Source organism: Streptomyces sp. NPDC054872 (assembly GCF_053610705.1).
In genome coordinates, this window is record NZ_JBSGYY010000019.1 from 14,923 (window position 1) to 39,922 (window position 25,000).

At 69.9% G+C, this 25,000-nt stretch carries 20 protein-coding genes; 11 read left to right on the forward strand and 9 right to left on the reverse strand.

The genetic code is table 11. The features are described from left to right. Window positions 1-116 precede the first annotated feature (116 nt). From ACWGIH_RS23505 to ACWGIH_RS23520, 4 genes are all read right to left on the reverse strand, one after another. Window positions 117-1,130, reverse strand: coding sequence for an AvrD family protein (locus tag ACWGIH_RS23505; RefSeq protein ID WP_453442782.1), 1,014 nt, complete (start codon window positions 1,128-1,130; stop codon window positions 117-119). A gap of 190 nt (window positions 1,131-1,320) precedes the next feature. Continuing rightward, window positions 1,321-1,806: a MarR family winged helix-turn-helix transcriptional regulator gene (locus ACWGIH_RS23510; RefSeq protein WP_453442783.1), complete on the reverse strand. Its 486-nt coding sequence runs from the start codon at window positions 1,804-1,806 to the stop codon at window positions 1,321-1,323. Window positions 1,807-2,031: 225 nt separating this feature from the next. Continuing rightward, window positions 2,032-3,690: an MFS transporter gene (locus ACWGIH_RS23515; RefSeq protein WP_453442784.1), complete on the reverse strand. Its 1,659-nt coding sequence runs from the start codon at window positions 3,688-3,690 to the stop codon at window positions 2,032-2,034. Window positions 3,691-3,893: 203 nt separating this feature from the next. Beyond that, window positions 3,894-4,316: a secondary thiamine-phosphate synthase enzyme YjbQ gene (locus ACWGIH_RS23520; RefSeq protein WP_453442785.1), complete on the reverse strand. Its 423-nt coding sequence runs from the start codon at window positions 4,314-4,316 to the stop codon at window positions 3,894-3,896. A gap of 101 nt (window positions 4,317-4,417) precedes the next feature. Between ACWGIH_RS23520 and ACWGIH_RS23525 the strand changes: the two genes are divergently transcribed. From ACWGIH_RS23525 to ACWGIH_RS23550, 6 genes are all read left to right on the forward strand, one after another. Then, on the forward strand, window positions 4,418-4,501 hold the full coding sequence (locus ACWGIH_RS23525) for a putative leader peptide (RefSeq protein ID WP_349817350.1): 84 nt from the start codon (window positions 4,418-4,420) through the stop codon (window positions 4,499-4,501). A 119-nt stretch (window positions 4,502-4,620) separates the two neighbouring features. Next, window positions 4,621-5,481, forward strand: a complete 861-nt coding sequence (locus ACWGIH_RS23530; protein ID WP_453442787.1) for an ABC transporter permease — start codon at window positions 4,621-4,623, stop codon at window positions 5,479-5,481. Then, the gene (locus ACWGIH_RS23535; RefSeq protein ID WP_453442788.1) at window positions 5,454-6,230 is read left to right on the forward strand and encodes an ABC transporter ATP-binding protein; all 777 of its coding nucleotides are present in this window, start codon (window positions 5,454-5,456) and stop codon (window positions 6,228-6,230) included. Before ACWGIH_RS23530 ends, ACWGIH_RS23535 begins: the two co-directional genes overlap by 28 nt. Before the next feature lie 97 nt (window positions 6,231-6,327). Beyond that, window positions 6,328-7,371, forward strand: coding sequence for an ABC transporter substrate-binding protein (locus ACWGIH_RS23540; protein WP_453442790.1), 1,044 nt, complete (start codon window positions 6,328-6,330; stop codon window positions 7,369-7,371). A 2-nt stretch (window positions 7,372-7,373) separates the two neighbouring features. Continuing rightward, window positions 7,374-8,582: an LLM class flavin-dependent oxidoreductase gene (locus tag ACWGIH_RS23545; protein WP_453442792.1), complete on the forward strand. Its 1,209-nt coding sequence runs from the start codon at window positions 7,374-7,376 to the stop codon at window positions 8,580-8,582. A gap of 132 nt (window positions 8,583-8,714) precedes the next feature. Then, complete coding sequence (locus tag ACWGIH_RS23550) at window positions 8,715-9,773, forward strand: NAD(P)-binding domain-containing protein (RefSeq protein WP_453443186.1); 1,059 nt, start codon at window positions 8,715-8,717, stop codon at window positions 9,771-9,773. 38 nt (window positions 9,774-9,811) lie between these two features. On the opposite strand, the gene mltG is transcribed toward ACWGIH_RS23550, so the two are convergent. Next, window positions 9,812-10,657, reverse strand: coding sequence for an endolytic transglycosylase MltG (gene mltG / locus ACWGIH_RS23555; RefSeq protein ID WP_453443188.1), 846 nt, complete (start codon window positions 10,655-10,657; stop codon window positions 9,812-9,814). 46 nt (window positions 10,658-10,703) lie between these two features. Beyond that, window positions 10,704-12,521 carry an ABC transporter ATP-binding protein gene (locus ACWGIH_RS23560; RefSeq protein ID WP_453442794.1) on the reverse strand — a complete coding sequence of 606 codons (1,818 nt, stop codon included), beginning with the start codon at window positions 12,519-12,521 and terminating at the stop codon, window positions 10,704-10,706. Between the two features lie 163 nt (window positions 12,522-12,684). On the opposite strand from ACWGIH_RS23560, the gene ACWGIH_RS23565 reads away from it, so the two are divergent. The 3 genes from ACWGIH_RS23565 to ACWGIH_RS23575 all read left to right on the forward strand — a co-directional run bounded on the left by ACWGIH_RS23565 (window position 12,685) and on the right by ACWGIH_RS23575 (window position 17,787). Next, window positions 12,685-13,128 (forward strand): MarR family winged helix-turn-helix transcriptional regulator, encoded by a 444-nt coding sequence (locus ACWGIH_RS23565; protein WP_453442796.1) that lies wholly within the window; start codon window positions 12,685-12,687, stop codon window positions 13,126-13,128. 108 nt (window positions 13,129-13,236) lie between these two features. Next, window positions 13,237-16,155 carry an FAD-binding and (Fe-S)-binding domain-containing protein gene (locus ACWGIH_RS23570; RefSeq protein WP_453442798.1) on the forward strand — a complete coding sequence of 973 codons (2,919 nt, stop codon included), beginning with the start codon at window positions 13,237-13,239 and terminating at the stop codon, window positions 16,153-16,155. 171 nt (window positions 16,156-16,326) lie between these two features. Further along, window positions 16,327-17,787, forward strand: a complete 1,461-nt coding sequence (locus tag ACWGIH_RS23575) for a Gfo/Idh/MocA family protein (RefSeq protein ID WP_453442800.1) — start codon at window positions 16,327-16,329, stop codon at window positions 17,785-17,787. On the opposite strand, the gene ACWGIH_RS23580 is transcribed toward ACWGIH_RS23575, so the two are convergent. Both ACWGIH_RS23580 and ACWGIH_RS23585 read right to left on the reverse strand, forming a co-directional pair. Next, on the reverse strand, window positions 17,726-19,150 hold the full coding sequence (locus ACWGIH_RS23580; protein WP_453442802.1) for a cation:dicarboxylate symporter family transporter: 1,425 nt from the start codon (window positions 19,148-19,150) through the stop codon (window positions 17,726-17,728). The two genes, ACWGIH_RS23575 and ACWGIH_RS23580, sit on opposite strands and share 62 nt — an antisense overlap. 236 nt (window positions 19,151-19,386) lie before the next feature. Beyond that, window positions 19,387-20,127, reverse strand: coding sequence for a L,D-transpeptidase family protein (locus ACWGIH_RS23585; RefSeq protein ID WP_453442804.1), 741 nt, complete (start codon window positions 20,125-20,127; stop codon window positions 19,387-19,389). Between the two features lie 278 nt (window positions 20,128-20,405). Between ACWGIH_RS23585 and ACWGIH_RS23590 the strand changes: the two genes are divergently transcribed. Next, window positions 20,406-22,217, forward strand: coding sequence for an ABC transporter transmembrane domain-containing protein (locus ACWGIH_RS23590; protein ID WP_453442806.1), 1,812 nt, complete (start codon window positions 20,406-20,408; stop codon window positions 22,215-22,217). After that, window positions 22,214-23,995 (forward strand): ABC transporter ATP-binding protein, encoded by a 1,782-nt coding sequence (locus ACWGIH_RS23595; protein ID WP_453442808.1) that lies wholly within the window; start codon window positions 22,214-22,216, stop codon window positions 23,993-23,995. The genes ACWGIH_RS23590 and ACWGIH_RS23595 overlap by 4 nt, the downstream gene beginning before the upstream one ends. Window positions 23,996-24,076: 81 nt before the next feature. Here ACWGIH_RS23595 and ACWGIH_RS23600 read toward each other — a convergent pair whose 3' ends face one another. Continuing rightward, a complete protein-coding gene (locus ACWGIH_RS23600) occupies window positions 24,077-24,961 on the reverse strand; it encodes an alpha/beta fold hydrolase (RefSeq protein ID WP_453442810.1) in 885 nt (294 codons plus the stop codon). Window positions 24,962-25,000 lie beyond the last annotated feature (39 nt).

Below are 25,000 nucleotides of genomic sequence, written 5' to 3' on the forward strand. Positions count from 1 at the left end.
TGCGTCTTCCGCGTTTCGTGCGTGCCCTATGTTTCGCGCATGTTTACATTCCGCGCCTGCCCGTCATTTCAGCGTGCCGGAATACATGTGCCGCACAGGGCAATTCCGCCGTGCGGTTATGCGGCGACGGCGGGCAGACGGTGCGCCAGCCAGCAGCGGCCGTCGATCCCCGCGAAGTCGTCGACGGTGAGTTCCGCGGTGCGCCAGCGGGCGTCACCCATGGACAGGAGCCGGGAACTCGCGGTGCGCACCGTCGGGATGAAGCTGTGTCCCAAGGGGCGCACCGGCGTGCCCGCGCTGATGACGAAGCGCCGCATCCAGAGCGTGTCGCTGGTGCCGCGGGACAGCCCGTCCTGTGCGTAGAGCAGGACCTGGGCCAGCTGAGCCACGCCCACGAGGGCGTCGACCAGGGAGACCGACGGTCCGTAAGCCGCTTCCGCCCCGCACGTGTGCGTGTCCTCGTCCGTGGCGACGACGCGCTGCAGCCCCTGGATCTCCTGCCGTTCGAGGTCGACGCGGACCTGCTCGGCGTACTGGTCGCGCTGTTTGTAGCCCACGCCGTAATGGCGGGCTCGCGCCGGTCCGAGCGCCTGCTTCTCGTCGTCGTACGTGACCGGGGTCCCCGCCCGGCTGCCCTGTTCGTGCACGAGCGTGCAGCGCACCTTCAGGCTCCCGACGCGGCAGTCGAACGTACTGGCCTGCGTGGCGTGTTCCCCGGTCGGACCCTCGACGGCGACCAGCCTGCCGCGCACGGGAAAGTCCGCGAGGTCCTCGTGCGGCGTGCTGCCGGCCCGTACGTCCGCGCTGCGCAGCCAGATCCTGCGCCGCTCGGCGGCGCCGAGCCCGAAGGCCCGGCCGAGATGCGTCTCCGCCAGGTTCGCGGCAAGCACCAGCGCGTCGATGCTGCTCAGATGCGGTCGCAGCTCACCGGCGCCCGATTTGCGGGACCAGTCGCGCGGATAGGTGAGCGTGCCGCGCGCGGTGACCAGCGCACCCGGGTCGGCGGAGCCGTCGGTGGTGATGTCCTTGAGGCCCTGGGTGACGCGTTTGTATCCGCTTCCGAAAAAGCGGGAGCTGCCGGGCCCGAGGCAACTTTCCAGTGATTCGTATACTAATTCCTTGTTGCTCATTCCCCGTTTACCTTCCCCCGTGTCGCGAGTCATGCGACCCGGACAGAAAAAACACTATCCGGCACATCCGGGGGAAGGCAATTAGTCAAGGTAATCTGTGACGGCCTCCACAGATCGACCCAAAGAAAACCTCAAATAGGGATTCTTTAACTCCAGTTGCACCGCAGAATTCGCGGAATTCGGCCGGACATCATTCGCAGGCGATCACGCGCGGCCAGCGATCGGCCAGCAGATCACCGAGCAGTGTCCGCAGTTGCTCGCGATCCTGCGCGGGCACGGCGGAGAGAAAGTCCTGCTCCACGGCGTCGACGGCATGCCCCGCGCGCTCGAGTGCCTCGCGGCCGCGGTCGGTGAGACGCAGGATGTAGCGCCTGCGGTCCGACGGATTGCGCCGCCGCTCCACATGGCCGGCTCGCTCCATCTCGTCGATCAGCGCCACCATGGTCGTCGGATCGAGGTGGAGGAGTCTGCTCAGATCCTGCTGGGACAGACTCAGGTCACTTTCCAGCGCCGCGAGAACGTAGAAATAGCGCAGGCGCATGCCCTGTGCCATGAGCGCCTTCTCCGCGTCCTCCATCAGGATCGATCCGGCTTTGTTCAGCAGATAGCCGGTCCTGCGGACGAGGGGAAAGTCGAGCCCGGCGGGTTGCGCCGGAGTGGGCGTCGCCTCAGTCATCCGGGCCGCTCCCCTTTGCTGCTGACATCTCGGTGAAGGGACCGGACCAAGGGGAGTTGTTGCTCGGTCGTGCCGAACGTCCCCCGTGCCGATCGTCGATCACGTCAAGGGTACTGGCGCCGGCACCGGCCTCCAAGGCCGGTGCCGGGCATGGTGCCGTACGCGATCGGGGCGGGTAGCCCGGCCGTCCCCGACCGGGCTACCCGTCTCCCCCGGCTCGGTGCGTCACCCGTCCTTCCCGGCACGTACGGACTGGGCCACGACCGGCGCTCCGGCGCTCTCCCCCTCCAAGAGCGCTTGCGCCTCAAGGGCGTTCACCACGGTCCGGTCGCTCTGCCCGTTTCCGGTCTCGCCCCGGGCGCTCTCGTGCAGATCGCGGGTGCGGATGAAGGCGAATCCCACCACCGCCCCGACGGCGGCGACGACCGCGCACACGAACATCACATCCGTCAGCCCGTCCACGAATGCGGCGCGGGCCGCCGCTTCGAGCGCGGGGGCCGCCCCCGAGGGCGCACGGCCCACGGCTTCCGCGCCGCCGCCCGCCGCCACGGCCTCACCGAACTCGTGGGCGGATGACCCCAGTTGCCGCCCCGCATCGGACTGCGTGAAGAGATCGGTCACCCTGCCCTGGAACGCCGCACCGAATCCCGCGATGCCGATGGCGACACCCACTTGCTGGAACGTCTCGTTGATCCCCGACGCCATGCCCGCCTTGGACGGTTCCACGACGGCGATCGACAGCGAGGCGCGCGGCGGATTGAAGAGGCCCATGCCCAGGCCAATCCCGAACATGCTCGGCAGCAGCGCGGTCCACGAGGTGTCCGGACCGGTGAGCGCGACCAGGAAGAGCCCGGCCGCGATGAGCGCGAGGGAGGTTCCCATCAGCAGGCGCTGCGGCACCCGGGTGGTCAGCGACCCGGAGATCGCGGCCGCCACGAACAGCGTCCCGGTCAGCGGGAGGAACCGCAGGCCCGTCTCCCACGGCGAGTACGCGAGGACGTTCTGCACGTACGACACCAGGAGGAAGATCGCGGACATGGTCGCGGCGGCGCACAGCAGCGTCACCACGGACACCCCGTTGAACGTCCTGTTCCTGAACAACGACAGCTGGAACATGGCGCGTTCACCACGCCGCCGCTCCACGACGCCGAACATCCCGAGCAGCAGCACAGCGGCCACGAACATGCCGACGATGGGTGCGCTGCTCCAGCCCTCGGCCTCCCCTCGCAGCAGCCCCAGCACCAGCAGGGTCAGCGCGCCGGTGAACAGCACCATTCCCCACCAGTCCACCGCCGGGGCCGACTCCGCTCGGGACTCGCGCATCCGCAGTGCGCTCACGGCCATGGCGAGCAGTCCGACCGGCACGTTCACCAGGAAGATCCAGCGCCAGCTCAGCCCGTCGGTGAGCGCGCCCCCGATGAGCGGGCCGAAGGCGATGGAAAGCCCCACCACTCCCCCGAATACGCCGAAGGCCTTGCCCCGGTCCTTGCCCTGGTACTCCTGACCGATCAGCGCGGGACCGACGGCGAACAGGACCGCACCCCCCAGTCCCTGGACCCCCCGGGCCACGGACAGGACGACGGCGTCGTTCGCCAGGCCGCAGGCGAGCGAGGCCAGCAGGAACACGACGAAGCCGATGTTGAAGACGCGTTTGCGCCCCAGACGGTCGGCCAGCGATCCGGCTGTCAGCAGCACGGCGGCGAGACCGAGGGCGTACGCGTCGAGCACCCATTGGAGCGAGGTGAAGCTCGCGTCGAACGCATCCCTGATGTCGGGCAGCGCCACATTCACCACGGTCAGGTCGAGCAACAGCATGAACGTGGCCACACACACCACGGCCAGGGTCCACCCCCGCCCGCCCACCGAGGTCGTTCGTCCGGACATCATTCCCCCGAGATCTAAATGATCTACTTTTCAAATCATCGATTTCCCCAACGATTTGAAAAGCTACGAAGGCCCCGGAAACCTGTCAACGGACTGCTCGGGTCCCGGCCATGATCCGGGAGAAATCCGGCCGGATACCGCCGGACGAACCTCACCCGTCACACCTCACCCGAGGAACGACAGCACACCCGAGCAACGCCGGCTCACCCGAGGAACGACAGCCGCACCTCACGACGAGGGTTGTCCCGGTTCGTGTCCACCAGGCACACCGACTGCCACGTCCCCAGCTCGAGGCGACCCCCCACCACCGGCAACGTCGCGTGTGGCGGCACCAGGGCGGGCAGGACGTGGTCGCGGCCATGGCCGGGGCTGCCGTGACGATGCTGCCAGCGGTCGTCGGCGGGGAGCAGGGTGTGCAGCGCGGCGAGCAGGTCGTTGTCGCTGCCCGCGCCGGTCTCCAGGATCGCCACGCCGGCGGTCGCATGGGGCACGAAGACGTTGAGCAGGCCGTCGCGGCCGACCGCGGCCTCACTCAGGAAACTCTCGATGTCGCCGGTGAGGTCGAAGACCTTCTCGGACGACCCGGTCGTGACGTTCAGGACACGTGTGGTGAAAGCATCGGACATGGGTCCATCCTCTCTCAGGGATTGCCCATCCGCTGATATGCGGCGTCCGCCTTTCGAGACGGCATTGACCGTACGCGGACGACCTGGCTACGTTCTGCGGCATGTTGCGTTCAGCCCTGCTCACCACGCGCGGTCACATCGACCTGCTGCGGGTGGCCTCGGCTGCGTGTCGTCGCGGCTGCTGACGCCTCCTCAGCCCGCTTTTCTCCTCTCGCACTTCTCTGCCCTGCTGCTTTCGCGCGGTTGATGTCGCCATCCCGCGCGTAGGCCGTTCGGGCATTCCTCCCCCTGCCGTGGAGCACCCTTGAGCATCAGCCATGCCCCGCCGGATCCAGTACCCGACATTTCGGGTATTTCTAAGTATGACCTCGTCCCCATCACGCCCTCATCCACCCGCAGCGCCCGCGTCCCCCGCTGGCTGCGCCGCACCTCGGGCCCGCTCGCTCTGCTCGCCCTGTGGCAACTGCTCAGCTCCACAGGGGTGTTGAGCAAAGACATTCTCGCGTCGCCGGGAACCATCGCGGGCGTCGCCCGTGATCTCCTCGTCGACGGTTCGCTGACCTCCGCCATGGGGGTGTCCCTGCAACGGGTCGCGGTGGGGCTGCTGCTTGGCACCCTCGTCGGGACCTCGCTCGCGCTGGTCTCCGGGCTGTTCCGCGTCGGCGAGGACCTCGTGGACGCCAGCGTGCAGATGCTGCGCACCGTGCCGTTCGTCGGGCTCATCCCGCTGTTCATCATCTGGTTCGGCATCGGCGAGGCGCCCAAGGTCGCCATCATCACGCTGGGCGTCTCCTTCCCGCTCTATCTGAACGTGTACGCGGGCATCCGCGGGGTCGACTCGCAGCTCATCGAGGCCGGCGAGTCCCTCGGGCTCTCACGGTGGGGACTCGTGCGGCACGTCATCCTGCCGGGCGCGCTGCCGGGTGCGATGACCGGGCTTCGCTACTCCCTGGGCATCGCCTGGCTCGCGCTCGTCTTCGCCGAGCAGATCAACGCGGACTCGGGGATCGGCTTCCTGATGGTCCAGGCGCGCGACTTCCTGCGGACCGACGTGATCGTCGTCTGCCTCATCGTCTACGCGTTCCTCGGCCTCATCGCCGACTTCATCGTCCGCACCCTCGAAAGGCTGCTGCTGCAATGGCGACCGACGTTCACCGGCCGGTGACCCCCACCACCCGTACGACAGCGCACACTTCGGCCGTCCGGGTCGAGAAGCTGACCCGGTCCTTCGACGGTCGCGCCGTCATCGACCACCTCGACCTCGACGTGCGGCCGGGCGAGTTCGTGGCGCTGCTCGGACGCAGCGGCTGCGGCAAGTCGACCCTGTTGCGCATCCTCGCCGGGCTCGACCGGGACATCGAGGGGACGGTCCTCGTGCCGCGCCGCAAGGCCGTCGCGTTCCAGGCTCCCCGGCTCATGCCCTGGAAGCGCGTGTGGCGCAACGTCCTGCTCGGGCTGAAGGGGAAGCCCGAACGCGGGGTCGCCGAGCAGGCGTTGGAGGAGGTCGGCCTCAAGCACCGTACGAACGCCTGGCCCAAGACGCTCTCGGGCGGCGAGGCCCAGCGCGCCTCACTGGCCCGCGCCCTGGTGCGCGAGCCCGATCTGCTGCTGCTCGACGAACCGTTCGGCGCACTCGACGCGCTCACCCGCATCAAGGCCCAGCGCCTCGTCGACGAGCTGTGGCAGCGGCGCGGATGCGCCGTCCTGCTGGTCACCCATGACGTGGAGGAAGCCGTGCTCCTCGCCGACCGGGTGCTCGTCATGGACGAGGGCGTCATCGCGTACGAGACCGAGATCGACCTCGACCGGCCCCGCGGCATCTCCGATCCGCGCTTCGGCGAACTGCGTGCCGAGCTGCTGCAGCGCCTTGGTGTCGACGCTCCCGACCACCACGCAGAAGCCGCCGCGGCGTGAACCCCCCTCACCCCCCTCTCTCATGACCGACGACAACACGACCAGAACGACCCGCACGACCAGAACGAACAACCCGCCCAGACCGAACGGACTCACCATGCGACGACACCTCGCCGCCCCCGCCCTGCTCCTCCCCCTGGCCCTGCTGCTCGCGGCCTGCTCCGGCGCATCCTCCGCGAGCACGTCGTCCGCGGGCGCAGGTGGCGGGACCGACGGCAAGGGGTCGCTCACCCTCAACGTCGGTGACCAGAAGGGCGGTTCGGAGGCCGTGCTGCGCGCGGCCGGAGAGCTCGACGACCTGAAGTACAAGATCCGCTGGTCCACCTTCACCTCCGGGCCTCCCCTCCTGGAGGCCGTCAACGCCAAGGCAGTGGACATCGGCGCCGTCGGCAACACGCCGCCCGTCTTCGCTGCCGGGGCCGGCTCGAAGATCTCCGTGGTGGCCGCGAACCACGGCACCGCGTCCGGCGAGGCGATCCTCGTGCCCGACGGCTCTCCCCTGAAGGAGACCAAGGACCTCAAGGGCAAGTCCGTCGCCGTGGCGCAGGGTTCGTCGGCCCACTTCCAGCTGATCGCGTCCCTCAAGGAGGCCGGGCTCGGCATCAAGGACGTCAAGGTCAAGTATCTGCAGCCGGCCGACGCGCTGGCCGCGTACACCAGCGGCAAGGTGGACGCCTGGGCCGTCTGGGACCCGTACACCTCGCAGGTCCTGGAGAGCAAGAAGGGCCACGTCCTGACCGACGGCGACGGTCTGGTGAACGGCCTCACCTTCCAGGTGGCGGCACCGGGCGCGCTCAAGGACAAGAAGAAGTCCGCCGCGATCGACGACTACCTCAAGCGGTTGCGCAAGGCCCAGGACTGGGTCTACGACCACCCGGAGGCATGGGCGAAGGTCTGGGCGAAGGACACCGGCCTGCCCTACGAGGTGGCGCTCGCCGCCGTCAAGCGCAGCAACGGCACGCGGGTCCCGGTGGCCATCGACAAGAAGGTGATCGCCTCCGAGCAGGAGATCGCGGACACCTTCGCCGGTCAGAAGCTCATTCCGCGCCGCATCGACTTCGGCGACTTCGTCGACACCCGCTTCAACGGCGACCTGCCGCCCTCGACCAGCAAGCCGCGCACGTACCGCAAGGAGTCCTGACCATGACCGTCCACCTCAACTGGTTCCTGCCGACCGGCGGCGACGGACGCACGCTCGTCGACCGGCACGCCTACACCGACGGCGGCATCAAGCGCTCCCGCGTCACCCCGGTCAGCGGGGTGCGGGCCCCCGACATCGACTACCTGATCCAGATCGCCAAGGCGGCCGAACAGCTGGGCTTCGAAGCGGTGCTGACGCCGACCGGCACCTGGTGCGAGGACGCCTGGCTGACGACGGTCGCCCTGGCCCAGCACACCGAGCGGCTCAAGTTCCTGGTGGCGTTCCGCCCCGGTGTCATCTCCCCGGTGCTCGCCGCGCAGATGGCGGCCACCTATCAGCGCATCACGCGCGGACGCCTGCTCCTGAACGTCGTCACCGGCGGCGACTCGACCGAGCAGCGGCGCTTCGGCGACCATCTCGACCACGATCACCGGTACGCCCGTACGGACGAGTTCCTGTCCGTCGTACGGGGTGTGTGGGGCGGAAAGCCCTTCGACTTCCACGGTGAGCACTACCACGTGGAGGGGGGTCTCACCGCGCTGCCGCCGGACCCGCTGCCGGAGATCTTCTTCGGTGGCTCGTCGGCGGCGGCCGGTCCTGTCGCGGCGCGGCACACGGATGTGTACCTGACCTGGGGCGAGCCTCCCGAGCAGGTCAAGCAGAAGATCGACTGGATCCGTGGCCTTGCCGAGGAGCAGGGGCGCACGGTCCGGTTCGGGATCCGGCTGCACACCATCTCGCGCGACTCGGCCGCCGAGGCGTGGGCCACGGCGAACCGGCTGCTCGACGACCTCGACCCGGACACCATCGCCGCCGCCCAGCAGGCACTCGGCCGCAGCGAGTCGGTCGGCCAGCAGCGGATGCTCGCGCTCCACGGCGGTTCCCGCGACGAGCTGGAGATCTCACCGAATCTGTGGGCGGGCGTAGGGCTCGTGCGGGGTGGCGCGGGCACCGCGCTCGTCGGCAGCCACGCGGACGTCGCCGACCGGATCGAGGAGTATCACGCGCTGGGGGTCGAGCACTTCGTGCTGTCGGGCTATCCGCATCTGGAAGAGGCGTACTGGTTCGGCGAGGGCGTGATCCCGGATCTCGCGGCGCGCGGGCTGCTGCCCCGAATTCCGGCCTCCCGGCCGGCCGGGGTGCCCGCGGCGAACGGGCGTCCGGCCTCCGCTCCGGGGGGCGCCCCGCTCCTGGTGGCGGGCGGGCGCTGACCCGCGGGTCGGCGCGGGAAGATCCCGTACCCCGATGGAGTTAGTAGAAGCGTGAACGACATCGGGGTACGGGACGCTGCGGCGCGGGATGCGGCCGCAGAGGAAGCGGTACGCGACGCAACGGCACGTGAGGTGGACGCGGTCGTCATAGGCGCCGGGCAGGCGGGGCTGTCCAGCGCCCATCACCTGCGCAAGGCCGGGTTCGAGCCGGACCGGGATTTCGTCGTCCTGGACCACGCGCCCCGGCCGGGCGGTGCGTGGCAGTTCCGCTGGCCCTCGCTCACGTACGGAAAAGTTCACGGCATGCACGCGCTTCCCGGCATGGAGCTGACCGGCGCCGACCCCGCACGCCCCTCGTCGGAGGTCATCCAGGAGTACTTCGAGGAGTACGAGCGGCGCTTCGACCTGCGCGTGCACCGGCCCGTCGACGTACACCGGGTGCGCGAGGGCGAGGGCGGGCGGCTGCTGGTCGAGACGTCGGCCGGGGCCTGGTCGACACGCGCGCTGATCAACGCCACGGGGACGTGGGACCGGCCGTTCTGGCCGCGCTACCCGGGGCAGGAAACGTTCCGTGGACGGCAGTTGCACACGGCCGTCTACCCGGGGCCCGAGGCGTTCAAGGGGCAGCGGGTGATCGTGGTGGGCGGCGGGGCCTCAGGTACCCAGCATCTGATGGAGATCGCCCCGTACGCCGCGGAGACCACCTGGGTCACCCGGCGCCCGCCCGTCTTCCGCGAGGGCCCCTTCGACGAGAACTGGGGACGTTCGGCCGTCGCCATGGTCGAGGAGCGGGTGCGGCAGGGGCTCGCGCCGCAGAGCGTGGTGTCCGTGACCGGACTGCCCGTGAACGACGCCATCCGCCGGGCCAGGGCCGACGGGGTGCTCGACCGGCTGCCGATGTTCGACCGCATCACGCCGAGCGGCGTCGAGTGGGACGACGGGCGCCGCGTGGACGCCGACATCATTCTCTGGGCCACCGGCTTCCGGGCGGCCATCGAACACTTGGCACCGCTGCGTCTGCGCGAGCCGGGCGGCGGCATCCGCATCGAGGGCACCCGCGCCGTCGTCGACCCCCGCGTCCATCTGGTGGGTTACGGCCCCTCGGCCAGCACGATCGGCGCGAACCGTGCGGGTCGCGCGGCAGTACGGGACATCAGGCGACTGCTGGAGGACGTCCCGGTCACGGTGTGAGACCCGGGACCAGGACGTCCGGGACGCCAAAGCGGCTGCTAGCCGGCCTGCTTGGCCTCGTCCTTGTTCTTGCTCTGATTCTTGTTGAACTCCGCCACATTCTTCTGCTGTTCCTCGAAGCTCGCGGTGAAGCGGGTGTCCCCCGGCTTCACCGTCACGAAGTACAGCCAGTTGCCCGGTGTCGGATTGATCGCCGCGCGCATCGCCTCCTCGCCGGGGTTTCCGATCGGGGTGGGGGGCAGACCCATGCGCGTGTAGGTGTTGTACGGGCTGTTGATCTTCGTGTCGCTGTCGCGGGTGTGCAGCGTGGAGCGGTTCAGGGCGTAGTTGATCGTTGAGTCCATCTGCAGCGGCATGCCCTGCTCGAGGCGGTTGTGGATGACCCGGGCCACCTTGCCCATGTCCGCCTTGGAGCCGGCCTCGGCTTCGATCATGCTGGCGATGGTGACGGTCTGGTAGACGTTCATGGTGTTGCGGTCGGCGCCCGCCGTGACCTGATTGCCGCCGAACTTCTTGGCGGCCGTGTTCACCATGTACGAGAGCACGGTTGCGGGGGTCGACTGCTTGTCGATGGGATACGTCGCCGGGAAGAGGTAACCCTCGGGGTTGCCGCGTGCGTCGCCGGGGAGCTTGAGGTTCGCCTTGGGAAGCGCCTTCTTCGTGGTGCCCGCCGGTACCTCGAGGGCCTTGTCGACGGCCCTGTACACCTGGCTGGTGCGCCAGCCTTCCGGGATGGTCAGCGATTCGGGGCGTGCGTCGTCGTCCGGGAGCAGCAGCGGCACCGCCACGGCGGTGACCGCCGCGACGGTTCCGGTCGCGATCAGGGCGATCCGGCCCCGACGCGTCAGTCGAATCGTGCCCCGGCGCGGAGTCTTGGTCTGCAGCATGCGGGCACATTATCGTGCGAATACGGACATACCGAGCATATTTTCATGTCGCTGGCTCCAGTTGGGCGTCCCTGCGGACCAGAGCGGCGTAACGGCCGTCCTTCTCCAGGAGCTCCTCGTGCGTACCGCGCTCGGCGGTCCTGCCCGCGTCCAGGACCACGATCTGGTCGGCGCCGCGGACCGTGGAGAGCCGGTGGGCGATCGTGAGCGTCGTCCGGTCGGCGGACAGCGCGTCGATGGCGTCCTGCACGGCGTGCTCGGTGTGCGTGTCCAGGGCGCTGGTCGCCTCGTCCAGGATGAGCACGGGCGGATCGCGCAGGATCGTGCGCGCGATGGCCAGGCGCTGCTTCTCGCCCCCGGAGAAGCGGTGGCCCCGCTCGCCGACGACCGTGTCGTACCCGTCGGGCAGGGACGCGATGTGGTCGTGGATCTGGGCGGCGCTCGCGGCCGCGATCAGTTCCTCGTCCGTCGCGTCGGGCTTGGCGAAGCGCAGGTTCTCGGCGACCGAGGCGTGGAAGAGATACGTCTCCTGGGAGACGACGCCGACCGCGCGGGCCAGCGTGTCGAAGTCCAGGTCGCGCACGTCGACGCCGTCGATCGTGACGCGGCCGCCCGTCACGTCGTACAGCCGCGGCACCAGGTAGCTGAGGGTCGACTTCCCCGAGCCGGTGGGGCCCACGACGGCCAGGCTGCCGCCGGCGGGGACGGTGATGTCGATGCCGTCGAGGATCGGGCGGCTCTGGCCGTCCTCCCCGTCGTAACGGAACTCGACGCCCTCGAAGCGGACTTCGCCCTTGATCGTGTCCAGGCGCACCGGGTGCTCGGGCTCGGTGATGTCGATGGGCAGGTCCAGATACTCGAAGATGCGCTGGAAGAGCGCGAGCGAGGTCTGGATCTGCACGCCGGTGGAGAGCAGGCTCACGGTGGGCCGGAACAGGCCTTGCTGGAGCGAGACGAAGGCGACGAGCGTGCCGATCGAGACCGTGGGGCCGCCCATCTGGAAGGCCAGGCCCGCGGTCCAGTAGATGACGGCGGGCATGGCGGCCATGACGATCGAGATGACGGCCATGCGCCAGCGCCCCGCCATGTTCGAACGGACCTCCAGGTCGACGAGGCGGTCGGACTCGTCGGCGAAGGTCTTGGTGAGCGAGTCGGAGCGGCCCATCGTGCGGCCGAGCAGAATGCCGCTGACGGAGAGCGACTCGGTGACCGTCGCCGCCATCGCGGCCATCTGCTTCTGCCGCTGCGTGGCTATCTTCTTGCGTTCGCGGCCAACTCTGCGGCTGATCCACACGAAGACGGGCAGCAGGAGCAGCGAGACGACCGTCAGGCGCCAGTCGAGGGCGAGCATCGCGACGATGGTGGCGATCACGCTGGTGAGGTTCGAGACGAGGGACGTGGCGGTGGAGGTGACCGTCGCCTGCATGCCGCCGATGTCGCTGGCGATGCGGGACTGGACCTCTCCGGTGCGGGTCCTGGTGAAGAAGGCGAGCGACATGCTCTGCAGCCGGCCGTAGACAGCGGTGCGCAGGTCGTGCATGACGCGCTGGCCGACCGTCGTGCTGATCAGGGTCTGCAGGACGCCGAAGACGCTGGTGACGACGGCGCTGAGGATCATCCCGAGGGCGAGCAGGCTCAGCAGGCCGGTCCGTCCCTGCGGGATCGCGGTGTCGAGGATTTCCTTCAGCAGGAAGGGAGTGGCGACCGAGACCAGGGAGGCGGCGCCGACCAGCAGGCCGACGATCGCGAGGCGGGCGCGGTAGGGACGGAAGAGGCGAAGGATGCGGCGGATCTGCCGCGGCTGTTCCTCTTGACCGGGGGCCAGGGGCTGCGGTGTCCACTTGGGTTCGTCGTGAGGCATGGGCTCCTACGGGAGGTGGGACGGCGACCGGCACTCGGGCCGGCAGGGCAGTCGGCGCACGGGCCGACGCGGAGGTCGGCGCTACATGACCGATAGTGACTGAGGGAGCATAGCTCACTGTTACCTATACTCACAATGCACAAGGTCCTGATAATGTTCCCGCATGAACACCCCGGACGCCGACGGACTTCTCGCCGAACAGCTCCTGCGGCTGACCCGCAGGCTGCACCGCATCCAGAAGCGCCATCTGGCGCCGATCGGCATCACCCCGGCCCAGTCGCGCCTGCTGCGCACCCTCGTGCAGTACGAGACCCCGCCGCGCATGGCCGACCTCGCCCAGCACCTCGAAGTGGTCCCGCGTGCCGTGACGAGCCTGGTCGACGGCCTGGAGGCCGGCGATCTCGTGCGGCGCGTCCCCGATCCCACCAACCGCCGAGTGATCCGCATCGAGCTCACGGACGCGGGTCGCAAGGCTCTCGGGGAGCTGCGCGGCGCGCGCCTGGCCGCCGCGGAGGACATCCTGGCTCCACTGGACGCCGAGCAGCGGAAGGAGCTCGGCGGACTGCTGAACGCGCTGTTCGATGTGCGGGACGCCCATAGCCGCTGAGACCGCCGGACGCCTGCCGAAGCCCGATCCTCCGACCCGCTTGACCGTCCGACCGGCCTGACCCCGCCTGACTTCGCCTGACCCGCCCGACCCCGCCGAGGAGAGCTCATGCCGTTCCTGGAGCCCAAGCCGGAAGCTCTGCGCCCCGTGTCGCACCCGGAGGCGCCGGCGCACGACCGGGTGCCCGACCGGCTGGCCAAGGGCACCACCGAGCCCCTGCGCTCGGAGCTGTGCGCGCTGCTCGGCGAGGACAAGGTACTGACGAAGATCTCCGACCTCGTGCGGTACGCCTCCGACGCGAGCCCCTACCGCTTCGTGCCGCAGGTCGTGGTCGTCGCCGAGGACATCGACGACATCTCGGCCGTCCTGTCGTACGCGCACGGCAGGAGCCGCGAGGTCGTCTTCCGCGCGGCGGGCACCTCGCTCAACGGCCAGGCCCAGGGCGAGGACATCCTGGTCGACGTGCGCAAGCACTGGGCCGGCATCGAGGTCATCGGCGAGGGCGAACAGGCGCGCATCGGCCCCGGCACGACGATCCTGCGGGCCAACGCCACCCTCGCACGACACGGGCGCGTGCTCGGCCCGGACCCGGCGAGCGCCATCGCCTGCACGATCGGCGGAGTCGTCGCGAACAACGCCTCCGGGATGACGGCGGGCACCACCCGCAACTCGTACCGCACGGTGGCCTCGCTCACCTTCGTCCTACCGACCGGCACGGTGGTCGACACGGCGGACCCGGACGCCGACGGACAGCTCGCCCATGCCGAACCGGCCCTGTGCGAGGGCTTGTTGAAGATCAAGCGCGAGATCGAGACGGACCAGGAACTCACCGCCCGCATCCGCGCCAAGTACGAGATCAAGAACACGAACGGCTACCGCCTGGACGCGTTCTTGGACGGTGCGACGCCCGTGGAGATCCTGCGCGGCCTGATGGTCGGCTCCGAGGGCACCTTCGGGTTCATCTCGGAGGTCGTCTTCGACACGCTTCCGCTGGACCGGCACGTCACCACGGCCCTGTTGTTCTTCCCCTCCCTGCCGGCCGCCGCGGCGGCCGTCCCCCTGTTCAACGAAGCGGGCGCGCCGGCCGTCGAGCTGATGGACGGCAACACCCTGCGCGCCTCGACCAGCGTCGCGGGAGTGCCCGCCGACTGGGCACGGCTCCCGAAGTCGACCGCCGCGCTCCTGGTGGAGTTCCGCGCACCGGACGAGGCGGGCCGGGAGGCGTACGAGGCCGCGGCCGCCAAGGTCGTCGAAGGGCTCGAACTCGTCACGCCCGTCGCCTCGGTGACCAACACCTTCACCCGTGACCCGAAGACGATCGGCGGCTACTGGAAGGCCCGTAAGGCCTTCGTGACGGCGGTCGGCGGCTCTCGCCCCTCCGGGACGACGCTGATCACCGAAGACTTCGCGGTGCCGCCGTCGCGGCTCGCCGAGGCCTGCGGCGCCCTGCTCGAGCTCCAGACGCGGCACGGCTTCGACGCCGCCGTCGCGGGACACGCCGCGCACGGCAACCTGCACTTCCTGCTCGCCTTCGACGCGGGTCTGCCGTCGGACGTGGAGCGCTATGCCGCGTTCATGGACGAGTTCTGCCGGCTGACCGTCGAGCGCTTCGACGGCTCGCTCAAGGCCGAGCACGCGACGGGACGCAACATCGCCCCGTTCCTGGAGCTCGAATGGGGCCCGAAGGCCACGGAGTTGATGTGGCGCACCAAGCAGGTCATCGACCCGGACTGCGTGCTCGCGCCGCGCATCGTCCTGGACCGCGACCCCAAGGCCCACCTGCGCGGCCTGAAGACCATCCCCAAGGTGGAGCTGATCGCGGACCCGTGCATCGAGTGCGGCTTCTGCGAACCGACCTGCCCCAGTGAGGACTTGACGACCACTCCGCGCCAGCGGATCGTGCTGCGCCGCGAGATGATGCGTCAGGCGCCCGGCTCCCCGGTCGAGGACGGCCTGGTCGAGGCGTACGGCTACGACGCCGTGGACACCTGCGCCGGCGACTCCACCTGCAAGCTGGCCTGCCCGGTGGGCATCGACACCGGAGCCCTGATGAAGGACTTCCGGCACGCACGGCACTCGCCGCGCGAGGAGAGGGCGGCCGCCGTCGCCGCCAAGAACTTCAAGGCGGTCGAGGCTGCCGCGAGGCTCGCGGTGGCCGCCGGTGACCGGATCAGCGACCGGCTCCTGACCTCGGTCACGCGCGCCGCGCGCAAGGCCGTCCGCCCCGACCTGATCCCCGAATGGCTGCCGGAGATCCCGGGCGCGGCAGCCCGCAAACTGCCGCGCACGGCACGCACGGGCACGAGCGCCGTGTACTACCCGGCGTGCGTCAACCGCATCTTCGGGAGCCCCGGTGACCGCTCCCTGCCGGAGGCGATGGTCGCCCTCGCCACGCGCGCGGGCAGGCCCGTCTGGATTCCGGACGACGTGGCGGGGACCTGCTGCGCCACGATCTGGCACTCCAAGGGCTACGACCAGGGCAACACGGTGATGGCCAATCGCATCGTCGAGGCGGCCTGGGCCTGGACGGCCGGCGGCAGGCTCCCCCTGGTGGTGGACGCCTCGTCCTGCACGCTCGGCATCGCGCACGAGGTCGTGCCCTACCTCAGCGCCGAGAACCGCCAGCTGCACCGGGAGCTGACCGTCGTCGACTCCCTCGTCTGGGCCGCGGACGAACTGCTTCCGCACCTGACCGTGCACCGCACCGTCGGCTCCGCCGTCCTGCACCCCACCTGCTCCATGAGCCATCTCGGCGACGAGGCGCAGCTGCGCGCCCTCGCCGAGGCCTGTGCGGACGAGGTGGTCGTCCCGGACGACGCGGGATGCTGCGCCTTCGCGGGCGATCGCGGCATGCTGCACAAGGAGCTGACGGAGTCGGCCACCCGCAAGGAAGCGGCCGAGGTCACCGCCAGGGCCTTCGACGCGCACCTCTCGGCGAACCGCATGTGCGAGGTGGGCATGGACCACGCCACGGGCCGCTCCTACTACTCCGTACTCCTGGAGCTGGAACGCGCCACGCGTCCATAACGCGCCACGCGTCCACGAGGACCGCCCTGTCGTCCCACCTCAATGAGGCGCCCCAAGGAAGGGGCGCGACATAAGTCCAACTCCCTGGCCACTTCGGTCCCTTGCGCCACGCCCATCCCGCCATCAGGGTGGCATCCGTTCCAGCGCAGGCATCCAAGCCACGGAGGTCCGATGCACGACGAGCACGCCACCCCGAACCCCGACGAGTCCGCGACCCCAGAAGACTCCGCGGACGGCGCCTCCCGCCGCGCCGTGCTCCGCACCGCAGGCCTCGCCGGAGCCGGGCTCGGTCTCGGCGCACTCACCGGCGGCACCGCACACGCCGATGCCCCGCAGGCCGCGTCCGCGGGCGCGGCCACGGCCGCCGACGCCCCGCCGCGCAAGGGCAAGACCATGGTCGGCGTACCGTTCGAGCGGCGTTCCACGGTGCGGGTCGGCATCGTCGGACTCGGCAACCGCGGCGGCAGCATGATCGACCTGTTCCTGGCGATCCCGGGAGTGAAGGTCGTCGCGCTCTGCGACCCGGTCAAGGACAAGACGGCGGCCGCGGCGAAGAAGGTCACCGACGCGGGCCAGCCCGCCCCGGCGACGTACACCAAGGGCGATCACGACTTCGAGAACCTGTGCAAGCGCGGTGACGTCGACTTCGTGTATGTGGCGACGCCCTGGGACTGGCACTTCGACATGGCCAAAACCGCCATGCTCAACGGCAAGCACGTCGGCGTGGAGTGTCCCGTCGCCCTCCAGCTCGACCAGCTCTGGGAGCTGGTCGACCTCTCCGAGCGGACCCGCAGACACTGCATGCAGTTGGAGAACTGCTGTTACGGCAAGAACGAGATGCGTGTCCTGCGCATGGCCCACGCGGGCAAGTTCGGTGATCTGCTGCACGGCGCGGGCGCCTACAACCACGATCTGCGCGGCCTGATGTTCGACCCTGACTACTACGAGGGCCCGTGGCGGCGCCTGTGGCACACGCGGCTGCGCGGCGATCTCTACCCCAACCACGGCTTCGGTCCGGTCTCCAACTACATGGACATCAACCGCGGCGACCGCGTCACGCACATCTCCAGCTTCGGCACGCCCGCCCTCGGCCTCGCCGAGTACCGCAAGGCGCACATGCCCGCGGGCGACCCGAGCTGGAAGGAGACGTACATCGAGAGTGACCGCACGATCAGTCTCGTCCAGACGGCCAAGGGGCGGGTGATCCGTCTCGAACACGATGTCAGCACCCCGCACCCGTACTCCCGGATCAACAGCCTCGGCGGCACGAAGGGTGTCTTCGAGGACTACCCCGAGCGCATCTACCTCGAGCCGGACCACACGAACGACGAGTGGGGCGACTTCGGCAAGTACGCGGGCGAGTTCGACCACTGGCTGTGGAAGGAGCACTCCAACCCGCCGGGCGGGCACGGCGGCATGGACTACATCATGATCTTCCGTCTGATGCAGACCATGCAGCTCGGCCTCGTGCCGGACTTCGACGTCTACGACGCCGCGGTCTGGACGTCGCCCGTCCCCCTGAGCCATCTCTCGATCAAGGCGAAGGGCGCGCCGCAGGCCATCCCGGACTTCACTCGCGGGATGTGGAAGAAGGCCCGTCCGGGAGTGGACTCCCAGAAGCCGCAGGCGTAAGGGACTTGGGCCCGGCGGCGTGCACATCGGCGCTGCCGGGCTCCGTCCCTTCCGTCTGTTCCGGCACGAAGGCGATCTCGCCGCCCAGGACCTTCTTCGCCCGTGCCGTGTCCAGTGCGCCTTCCCAGCGCGAGACCACGAAGACCGCGACGCAGTTGCCGAGCAGGTTCGTGGCGACGCGCATCGCGTCCATGATGCGGTCCACGCCGAGCAGCAGGGCGACCGCGCCGGCCGGGATGACCCCGAGCGCGGAAGCGGTCGCGGACAGCGCGAGGAACGCCGAACCGGGCACGCCCGCCATGCCCTTGCTGGTCAGCATCAGGACGAGGACGACCGTGATCTGCTGCCCCAGGCTCAGGTCCACGCCCACGGCCTGTGCGATGAACAACGTGCCGACGGAGAGATAGATCGAGGCGCCGTCGAGGTTGAAGGAGTACCCCGTCGGCAGGACCAGGCCCACCGCGTCGTCGCGGCAGCCCGCCTGGCGCAGCTTCTGCATCATGCGCGGCATGACGGCCTCGCTGGAAGCCGTGCCGAGTGCGAGCAGCATCTCCTCGCGCGTGTAACGGACGAACTTCCACAGGCTCAGGCCAGTCAGTGCCTTCAGGGCGACGCCGAGCAGGACGAGGAAGACCAGGGCGACCGCGTAGCAGACGCCGATGAGCTTGCCGTACGTCGACAGGGCGCCGAGCCCGTACTCCCCCACCAGGTGCGCGGTGGCGCCGAAGACCGCGAGCGGCGCCAGCTTCATGATGAAGCCGACGATCGCGAAGACGACCTCCTGGCCCTGCTCGATGGCGGGCAGGATCGCGGGGACCTTGGTGTTGCCCAGATGCAGCAGGGCCGCGCCCACCAGGCAGGACAGCACGAGGACTTGGAGCAGCGAGTTCTCCGCGAAGGCCCCGATCGCGCTGTCGGGCAGCGAGTGCAGGATGAACTCGCTGGTGGAGGGGAGTTCGCCGCCGCCCGTCTTCTCGTCGACGGCCGACGCGTCGAGGGTGGACGGGTCGACGTTCATGCCGGTACCGGGCCTGACGAGGTTTCCGGCGACCAGTCCGACGACGAGGGCGATCGTGGTCGCGACCTCGAACCAGATGAGGGCCTTGATCCCGATGCGCCCGAAGGCCTTGAGGTCTCCGGCCTTGGTGATTCCGGCGACGACCACGCAGAAGACGAGCGGGGCGATCATCGCCTTGATGAGACGTACGAAGCCGTCGCCGAGCGGCTGGACGGCCGTGGCCACGTCGGGCCACAGCCGGCCGACGAGGACTCCGAGCACCAGCGCGCAGGCGACCTGCGCGAACAGTGAGGTTCGCAATGTGCGTGCTACGCGTCGCCATAGGGACGGTACGGACTGCGGCACGGGCACTCCTGTGGTGAGGCTTCAACCTTCTTCTGGCATGCGGAAGTTCGTTTCCGCGATGCGCCACTATGGCGGAGTGATCGCTTCCGCAAAAGACCTACGAATCACATCGGCGTAAATCTTGGATCTTGCTCCAAGACGTCGAACCGGAACGATGCCCTCCGCAGTGCGGGGTCGCCTGTTGGCCCCGGGGGTAGTCGCTGCTGTCGCCGGGGAAAGGTGGTGTCAGAAGCGCCCTAGTCCTTCAGGTTCGCCTTGTCGCCCATCAGCACCACCGGGTGCTGCTTCGGGTCGAGGCTCTTCAGGAGGTACCGCATGCCCTCCTTCGACAGGCTGACGCAGCCCGAGGTGCCGCTGCCGTGGTCCATGTGCAGCCAGATGCTGCCGCCCTTGGACTGGCCCTGGGGACGGGTCGGGTCGTTGGGCGGGGTGCCCTTGGCGCGGTTGTAGTCGATGGCGATGACGTAGTCGAAGTCGTGCCAGTGCGACTTGGCCCAGTAGTGAGGCGCCTGCATCGACGCACTGCGGGTGTACGGGAGTCCGGCGCCCGGATCGGCCAGGACGCCGCCCGCGTCGGTGAGCGTGAAGACACCGACCGGGCTGCGCTTGTCGTTCTCGCGGTGGTCGGTCGTCCAGCCCTTCTTGCCGTTGTGCGCGGCCCAGCTGCGGGTCTTGTCCCATGTCGAGCCGGACTTCTCCCACAGGACGACCGTCGACTTCGCCGAGTCCACACCCTCTCCGTAGACAGCGACGACCTGCCGGGAGTTCGCGGGGATCTTGCTCCGCAGACGGTCACCCACATCGGGGATGCGCTTGAGGTCGGTCGTCGGTGACGCCTCGGCTCTCTTCGCCCGGCCCGCGCCCTGGTCGTCCTTGGCTCCGGCCCTCGCCCCGTCGTCCGAACTGCCGCAGGACGTCAGAAGAACACCGCAGGCCGCGACGGCGGCCGCCGCTCGCACCGCACCGGCTATACGCATCCGTCCATGGTCGCACTCGGTTCACGCGAGCCGCGCAGGCGCCCGGCCCGCGACCGAGAAGGGGCCGAATCTTTACTCACCGACGGAAAATCGTTTGCCTCGCGCCACCGTGCGAGGCGAACCTTTCACGGCCTGTTACCTCCGCCCGATGTCGGTCGCCTCCCTCGCGGAGCAGCCCTTCGCCCGTTCTCCAACGTCCGATCACCACCGTCCGTTCACGCCGGCACGCTCCGCCGAACCGACGGCCCCGTCTCTCCGACCCTGGGACGTCACACGTCATGCAGATTCGCGATCTTCCATACACCGACCCGGGCATGCCGGATGCCCGCTCGGGCCCTCATTTCCTGCGCTGGCTCGGGCGGAACCAGCTCGACGGCCAGCTGAAGTCCCTCGCCTGGGGCCTGTTGCACTTCGGCTCCATCGCGGTGCTCCCCTACCTCGTCGGCGTCGCCGTGCAGGCGGTGGTCGACCGGTCAGGGGAACGCCTCGCCGTCGCGGGCGCGGTGATGCTGGTGTGCGGCATGGCCATCGCCCTGGGCGACACCATGCTGCACCGCACCGCGGTCACGAACTGGATCACCGCGGCCGCCCGTGTCCAGCAGCTGCTGGCCCGCAAGACCGCCCAGCTCGGCTCGGCGCTCACGCGACGCGTCGCCGCCGGTGAGGTGGTCGCCGTGTCCACCGGTGACGTCGAGAAGATCGGCTGGTTCGTGGAGGCGGCCTCGCGGTTCGCGGCGGCCGCGCTCACGGTCGTCCTCGTCTGCGTGGGCCTGGTCGTGTACCAGCCCGCTCTCGGCGTCGTGGTCGCGGTGGGCGTCCCGGTGCTCGCGCTCGCCGTCCTCCCACTGCTGCCGCGCGCCACCCGGCGGGCCGACCACCAGCGGGAGAAGGCCGGGCGCGCGACCGAACTGGCATCGGACACCGTGGCGGGACTCCGGGTGCTGCGCGGCATCGGCGGCGAGGAACTCTTCCTCGACCGCTACCGCCACGCCTCGCAGGAAGTGCGTACGGCCGCCGTGCGCAGCGCCCGCATGTGGGCGGCGATCTCGGCCGTCCAGGTGCTGCTGCCGGGGCTGCTCCTGATCGTGGTCGTCTGGCACGGCGTGAACCTGGCCCGCGAGGGCCGGATCACCATCGGCGAGCTGGTCACCGTCTACAGCACGGTCACGCTGCTGACCTACCCCTTGCGACACTTCGAGGAGATCGCGATGGCCTACAGCTTCTCGCGCCCCTCGGCCAAGCGGGCCGCCCGGGTCCTCTCCTTGCAGCGCACGACGCATGCCGGTGACCCGCGCGACGACCTGGAGACCCCCACGGGTGATCTCTACGACCCGGCGACCGGGCTCCTCGCGCCTTCGGGACGTCTCACCGCCGTCGTGTGCGGGGATCCGGACGAGGCGGGGCGGCTCGCCGAACGCCTGGGCGGACACGCCGCGTTCGACGACGCGGAGAAGCTGCCGTCCGTACGGCTCGGCGGGGTACCGCTCGACGAGGTTCCGCTGGCCACCGCCCGAACCGCCGTCCTCGTACAGGACAAGGACCCGGTGCTGCTCTCCGGCACACTCCGCGGACTCCTCGACGTACCGGCGTCGGGAGCGGTGAGCCCCGACGAGGCTCTGGAGGCCGCACAGTGCGCGGACGTCCTGGACGCCCTCGCCCAGGCATCGGTGGACGAGGCCCCGCTGGACGCCCATGTCACCGAGCGTGGGCGGTCCCTGTCGGGTGGCCAGCGGCAACGGCTCGCGCTGGCCCGCTCACTGGTCACCGACCCCGGCGTCCTCGTGCTCGACGAGCCGACGTCCGCCGTCGACTCGCACACCGAGGCGCGGGTCGCCGACGGCGTCAAGGGGCTGCGCAAGGGACGTACGACCGTGGTCCTCACCTCGTCGCCACTGCTCCTCGACCGGGCCGAACGGGTCGTCTTCCTCCACGAGGGCGAGGTCGCGGCGGTGGGCGTGCACCGCGAACTGGTGCACACCGAGCCGCGCTACCGAGCGGTCGTCACACGCGAGACGGACGAGGAACAGGCGTCGAAGGCGCTGACCGACACCAAGATCGACACCAAGATCGACATCGAGGAGACGGCATGATCGGCCTGGCGCCCCCGGAGTACGATCCGGCGGCCCCGACCACCGCGGACACCCTGCCCGTGGGCGCGCCCGCGACGGTAGGGGCCTACGTACGCGAGCTGGTCAAGCGGCACCGCCGGGCCTTCGCCCTGCTCATCACGGTCAACACCTGCGCCGTGATCGCCTCGATGGCCGGGCCCTACTTGCTGGGCGATCTGGTCGAGAACGTCGCGGACAACGCCCGCGACCTCCATCTGGGCCGCACCATCGGCCTCTTCACCGTCGCTCTCGTCGTGCAGGCCCTCTTCGTCCATCAGGTACGGCTGCGCGGCGCGATGCTCGGTGAGCGGATGCTGGCCGATCTGCGCGAGGACTTCCTGGTGCGGTCGGTCGGGCTCCCGCCCGGCGTGCTGGAACGGGCCGGGACGGGCGACCTCCTCTCGCGGATCACCACGGACGTCGACCGGCTCGCGAACGCCATGCGGGAAGCGGTGCCTCAGCTCGCGATCGGCGTGGTGTGGGCCGCGCTGCTCATCGGCGGACTCGCCGTGACCGCGCCGCCGCTGGCACCCGCCATCCTCCTCGCGGTGCCGCTGCTCGTGGTCGGCTGCCGCTGGTACTTCAAGCGGGCGCCCTCCGCCTACCGTTCGGAGGCCGCCGGGTACGCCGCGGTCGCCGCCGCTCTCGCCGAGACCATCGACGCGGGGCGGACGGTGGAGGCGCACCGGCTCGGCAAGCGCCGCGTGGACCTGTCGGAGCGTCGTATCCGTGAGTGGACGGCGTGGGAACGGCACACCCTCTATCTGCGTTCCGTCCTCTTCCCGGTCATCACCTTCACCCACACCCTCGTGCTCTGCTCGGTCCTGATGATCGGCGGGGTGTTCGTCCTGCAGGGCTGGATCGGTGTCGGGCAGCTGGCCACGGGCGCCTTGATCGCGCAGATGCTCGTCGATCCGCTGGGGATCATCCTCAGGTGGTACGACGAGCTGCAGGTGGCACAGGTGTCGCTGGCCCGCCTGGTCGGCGTACGGGACATCGAGCCGGACGCGGGCGACGGCTCCGTCGCTCCCGAGGGACGCGATGTGCTCGCGGACGACGTGCACTTCGGATACCGCGCGGGCGTCGATGTCCTGCGGGAGGTCTCCCTCGCCGTCGAGCCGGGCTCACGGGTCGCCCTGGTCGGCCCGTCCGGCGCGGGCAAGTCCACGCTGGGCAGGCTGCTCGCCGGGATCTACGCGCCGCGGGACGGTCACGTGACGCTGGGCGGCGCGGAGTTGTCGGCCATGCCCGCGGAGGATGTGCGGTCCCACGTCGCGCTGGTCAACCAGGAGCACCACGTCTTCGTGGGTTCGCTGCGCGACAACCTCCTGCTCGCGAGGACCGGGGCGCGGGACGCCGAACTGTGGGCGGCGCTGGGCGCGGTCGACGCGGACGCCTGGGCACGGGCCCTGAGCGAGGGCCTGGACACCGAGGTCGGCTCGGGCGGCTTCGCCCTCACCCCCGCGCAGGCCCAGCAGATCGCGCTGGCCCGCCTGGTCCTCGCCGACCCGCACACCCTGGTCCTCGACGAGGCGACCTCGCTCCTCGACCCGCGCGCGGCACGTCACCTGGAGCGTTCCCTCGCGCGCGTCCTGGAAGGCCGTACGGTCGTCGCCATCGCCCACCGGCTGCACACCGCGCATGACGCGGATGTCATCGCGGTGGTCGAGAACGGCCGCATCAGCGAGCTGGGCAGCCATGACGAGCTGGTGGGAGCCGACGGCGCGTACGCCGCGCTGTGGCGGTCCTGGCACGGGTAGTGAGCCCCGCAGCGGCGGGACGAAGCGGTCCTTCTCGCTCCGTCCCGCCGCGAGGGACACCGAGGCCTGACCGCCCTGCGCTCAGCTGCCCGCGGAATCAGGGACGTTGTCGAGCACTTCGCGCAGCCTGAGCGCGAACTCGTCCGGCTTGCCCGGGTATCCGGAGCTGGCGTCCGTGAAGCCGCCGTGGTGGCTGGGGAACACGACCGGCCGCTGCCCCAGCAATGCGGCCGCCGCCTCCGAGGTGCGCCAGGTGACCACGCCCTGCGACTCCTCCCCCACCGCGAGCACGATCCGCGTCGGCGCCGCGGTGAGCGCGCCGCTGTCGAGCTGATGGCCGCTGACAGCCCAGGACCGGTCGGAGAGCAGTGGGTCGCCCCGTGAGCCGTCGTCCTCCGCCGGCAGGCCGAAGGCCGCGGGGTCAGGTGCGGGCTGCGCGAAATAGGCGTCGGTGTATTCGCCCTGCCACGACGTCATCGCGATGAAGGCCGCCATACCCGCGCCCCAGCCGCTCTTGTCGTACGCGTCCAGGACACCCGCCCTCGCACGCTCGGCGGCCCGGGCGTCGGGGAGAGCGGCGAGCAGCGGCGGCTCGTGCGCGACCAAAGTGATCACGTCATCGGGATACGCCGCCACCAGCGTCAGCGCGACCACGGCACCACCGCTGCTGCCGAACAGGTCTACCGGCCCGGCCCCCAGTGTGTGGATCAAGGCGTGCACATCGCCGGCCTGGACCTCGGGGTCGTGGTCGTCCCGGCCGTCGCTGCGGCTGCTGCGGCCGAGGCCGCGCGGGTCGTAGGTGACCACGGTGCGGTCGGGGAAACGGGCCGCCAAGGCCGTGAATCCGTCGGCTGTCATGGGCTGGCCGATCATGAACAGCGGAGGGCGCCCGTCCGCCGTCGGCACGGGGCCGTGCACGTCGTAGGTGAGCTCGGCGCCGGGTGTCGTGAGCGTGTGCGTCGTCATGGTCGTGTAGACCCCGCGCCCCGCCGGAACTCATCGCCG

Coding starts and splice junctions, on each gene's coding strand:
- ACWGIH_RS23505 (WP_453442782.1), bottom strand. CDS start 1,130: ATGAGCAACAAGGAATTAGTATACGAATCACTGGAAAGTTGCCTCGGG.
- ACWGIH_RS23510 (WP_453442783.1), bottom strand. CDS start 1,806: ATGACTGAGGCGACGCCCACTCCGGCGCAACCCGCCGGGCTCGACTTT.
- ACWGIH_RS23515 (WP_453442784.1), bottom strand. CDS start 3,690: ATGTCCGGACGAACGACCTCGGTGGGCGGGCGGGGGTGGACCCTGGCC.
- ACWGIH_RS23520 (WP_453442785.1), bottom strand. CDS start 4,316: ATGTCCGATGCTTTCACCACACGTGTCCTGAACGTCACGACCGGGTCG.
- ACWGIH_RS23525 (WP_349817350.1), top strand. CDS start 4,418: ATGTTGCGTTCAGCCCTGCTCACCACGCGCGGTCACATCGACCTGCTG.
- ACWGIH_RS23535 (WP_453442788.1), top strand. CDS start 5,454: ATGGCGACCGACGTTCACCGGCCGGTGACCCCCACCACCCGTACGACA.
- ACWGIH_RS23540 (WP_453442790.1), top strand. CDS start 6,328: ATGCGACGACACCTCGCCGCCCCCGCCCTGCTCCTCCCCCTGGCCCTG.
- ACWGIH_RS23545 (WP_453442792.1), top strand. CDS start 7,374: ATGACCGTCCACCTCAACTGGTTCCTGCCGACCGGCGGCGACGGACGC.
- ACWGIH_RS23560 (WP_453442794.1), bottom strand. CDS start 12,521: ATGCCTCACGACGAACCCAAGTGGACACCGCAGCCCCTGGCCCCCGGT.
- ACWGIH_RS23565 (WP_453442796.1), top strand. CDS start 12,685: ATGAACACCCCGGACGCCGACGGACTTCTCGCCGAACAGCTCCTGCGG.
- ACWGIH_RS23570 (WP_453442798.1), top strand. CDS start 13,237: ATGCCGTTCCTGGAGCCCAAGCCGGAAGCTCTGCGCCCCGTGTCGCAC.
- ACWGIH_RS23575 (WP_453442800.1), top strand. CDS start 16,327: ATGCACGACGAGCACGCCACCCCGAACCCCGACGAGTCCGCGACCCCA.
- ACWGIH_RS23585 (WP_453442804.1), bottom strand. CDS start 20,127: ATGCGTATAGCCGGTGCGGTGCGAGCGGCGGCCGCCGTCGCGGCCTGC.
- ACWGIH_RS23590 (WP_453442806.1), top strand. CDS start 20,406: ATGCAGATTCGCGATCTTCCATACACCGACCCGGGCATGCCGGATGCC.
- ACWGIH_RS23595 (WP_453442808.1), top strand. CDS start 22,214: ATGATCGGCCTGGCGCCCCCGGAGTACGATCCGGCGGCCCCGACCACC.
- ACWGIH_RS23600 (WP_453442810.1), bottom strand. CDS start 24,961: ATGACGACGCACACGCTCACGACACCCGGCGCCGAGCTCACCTACGAC.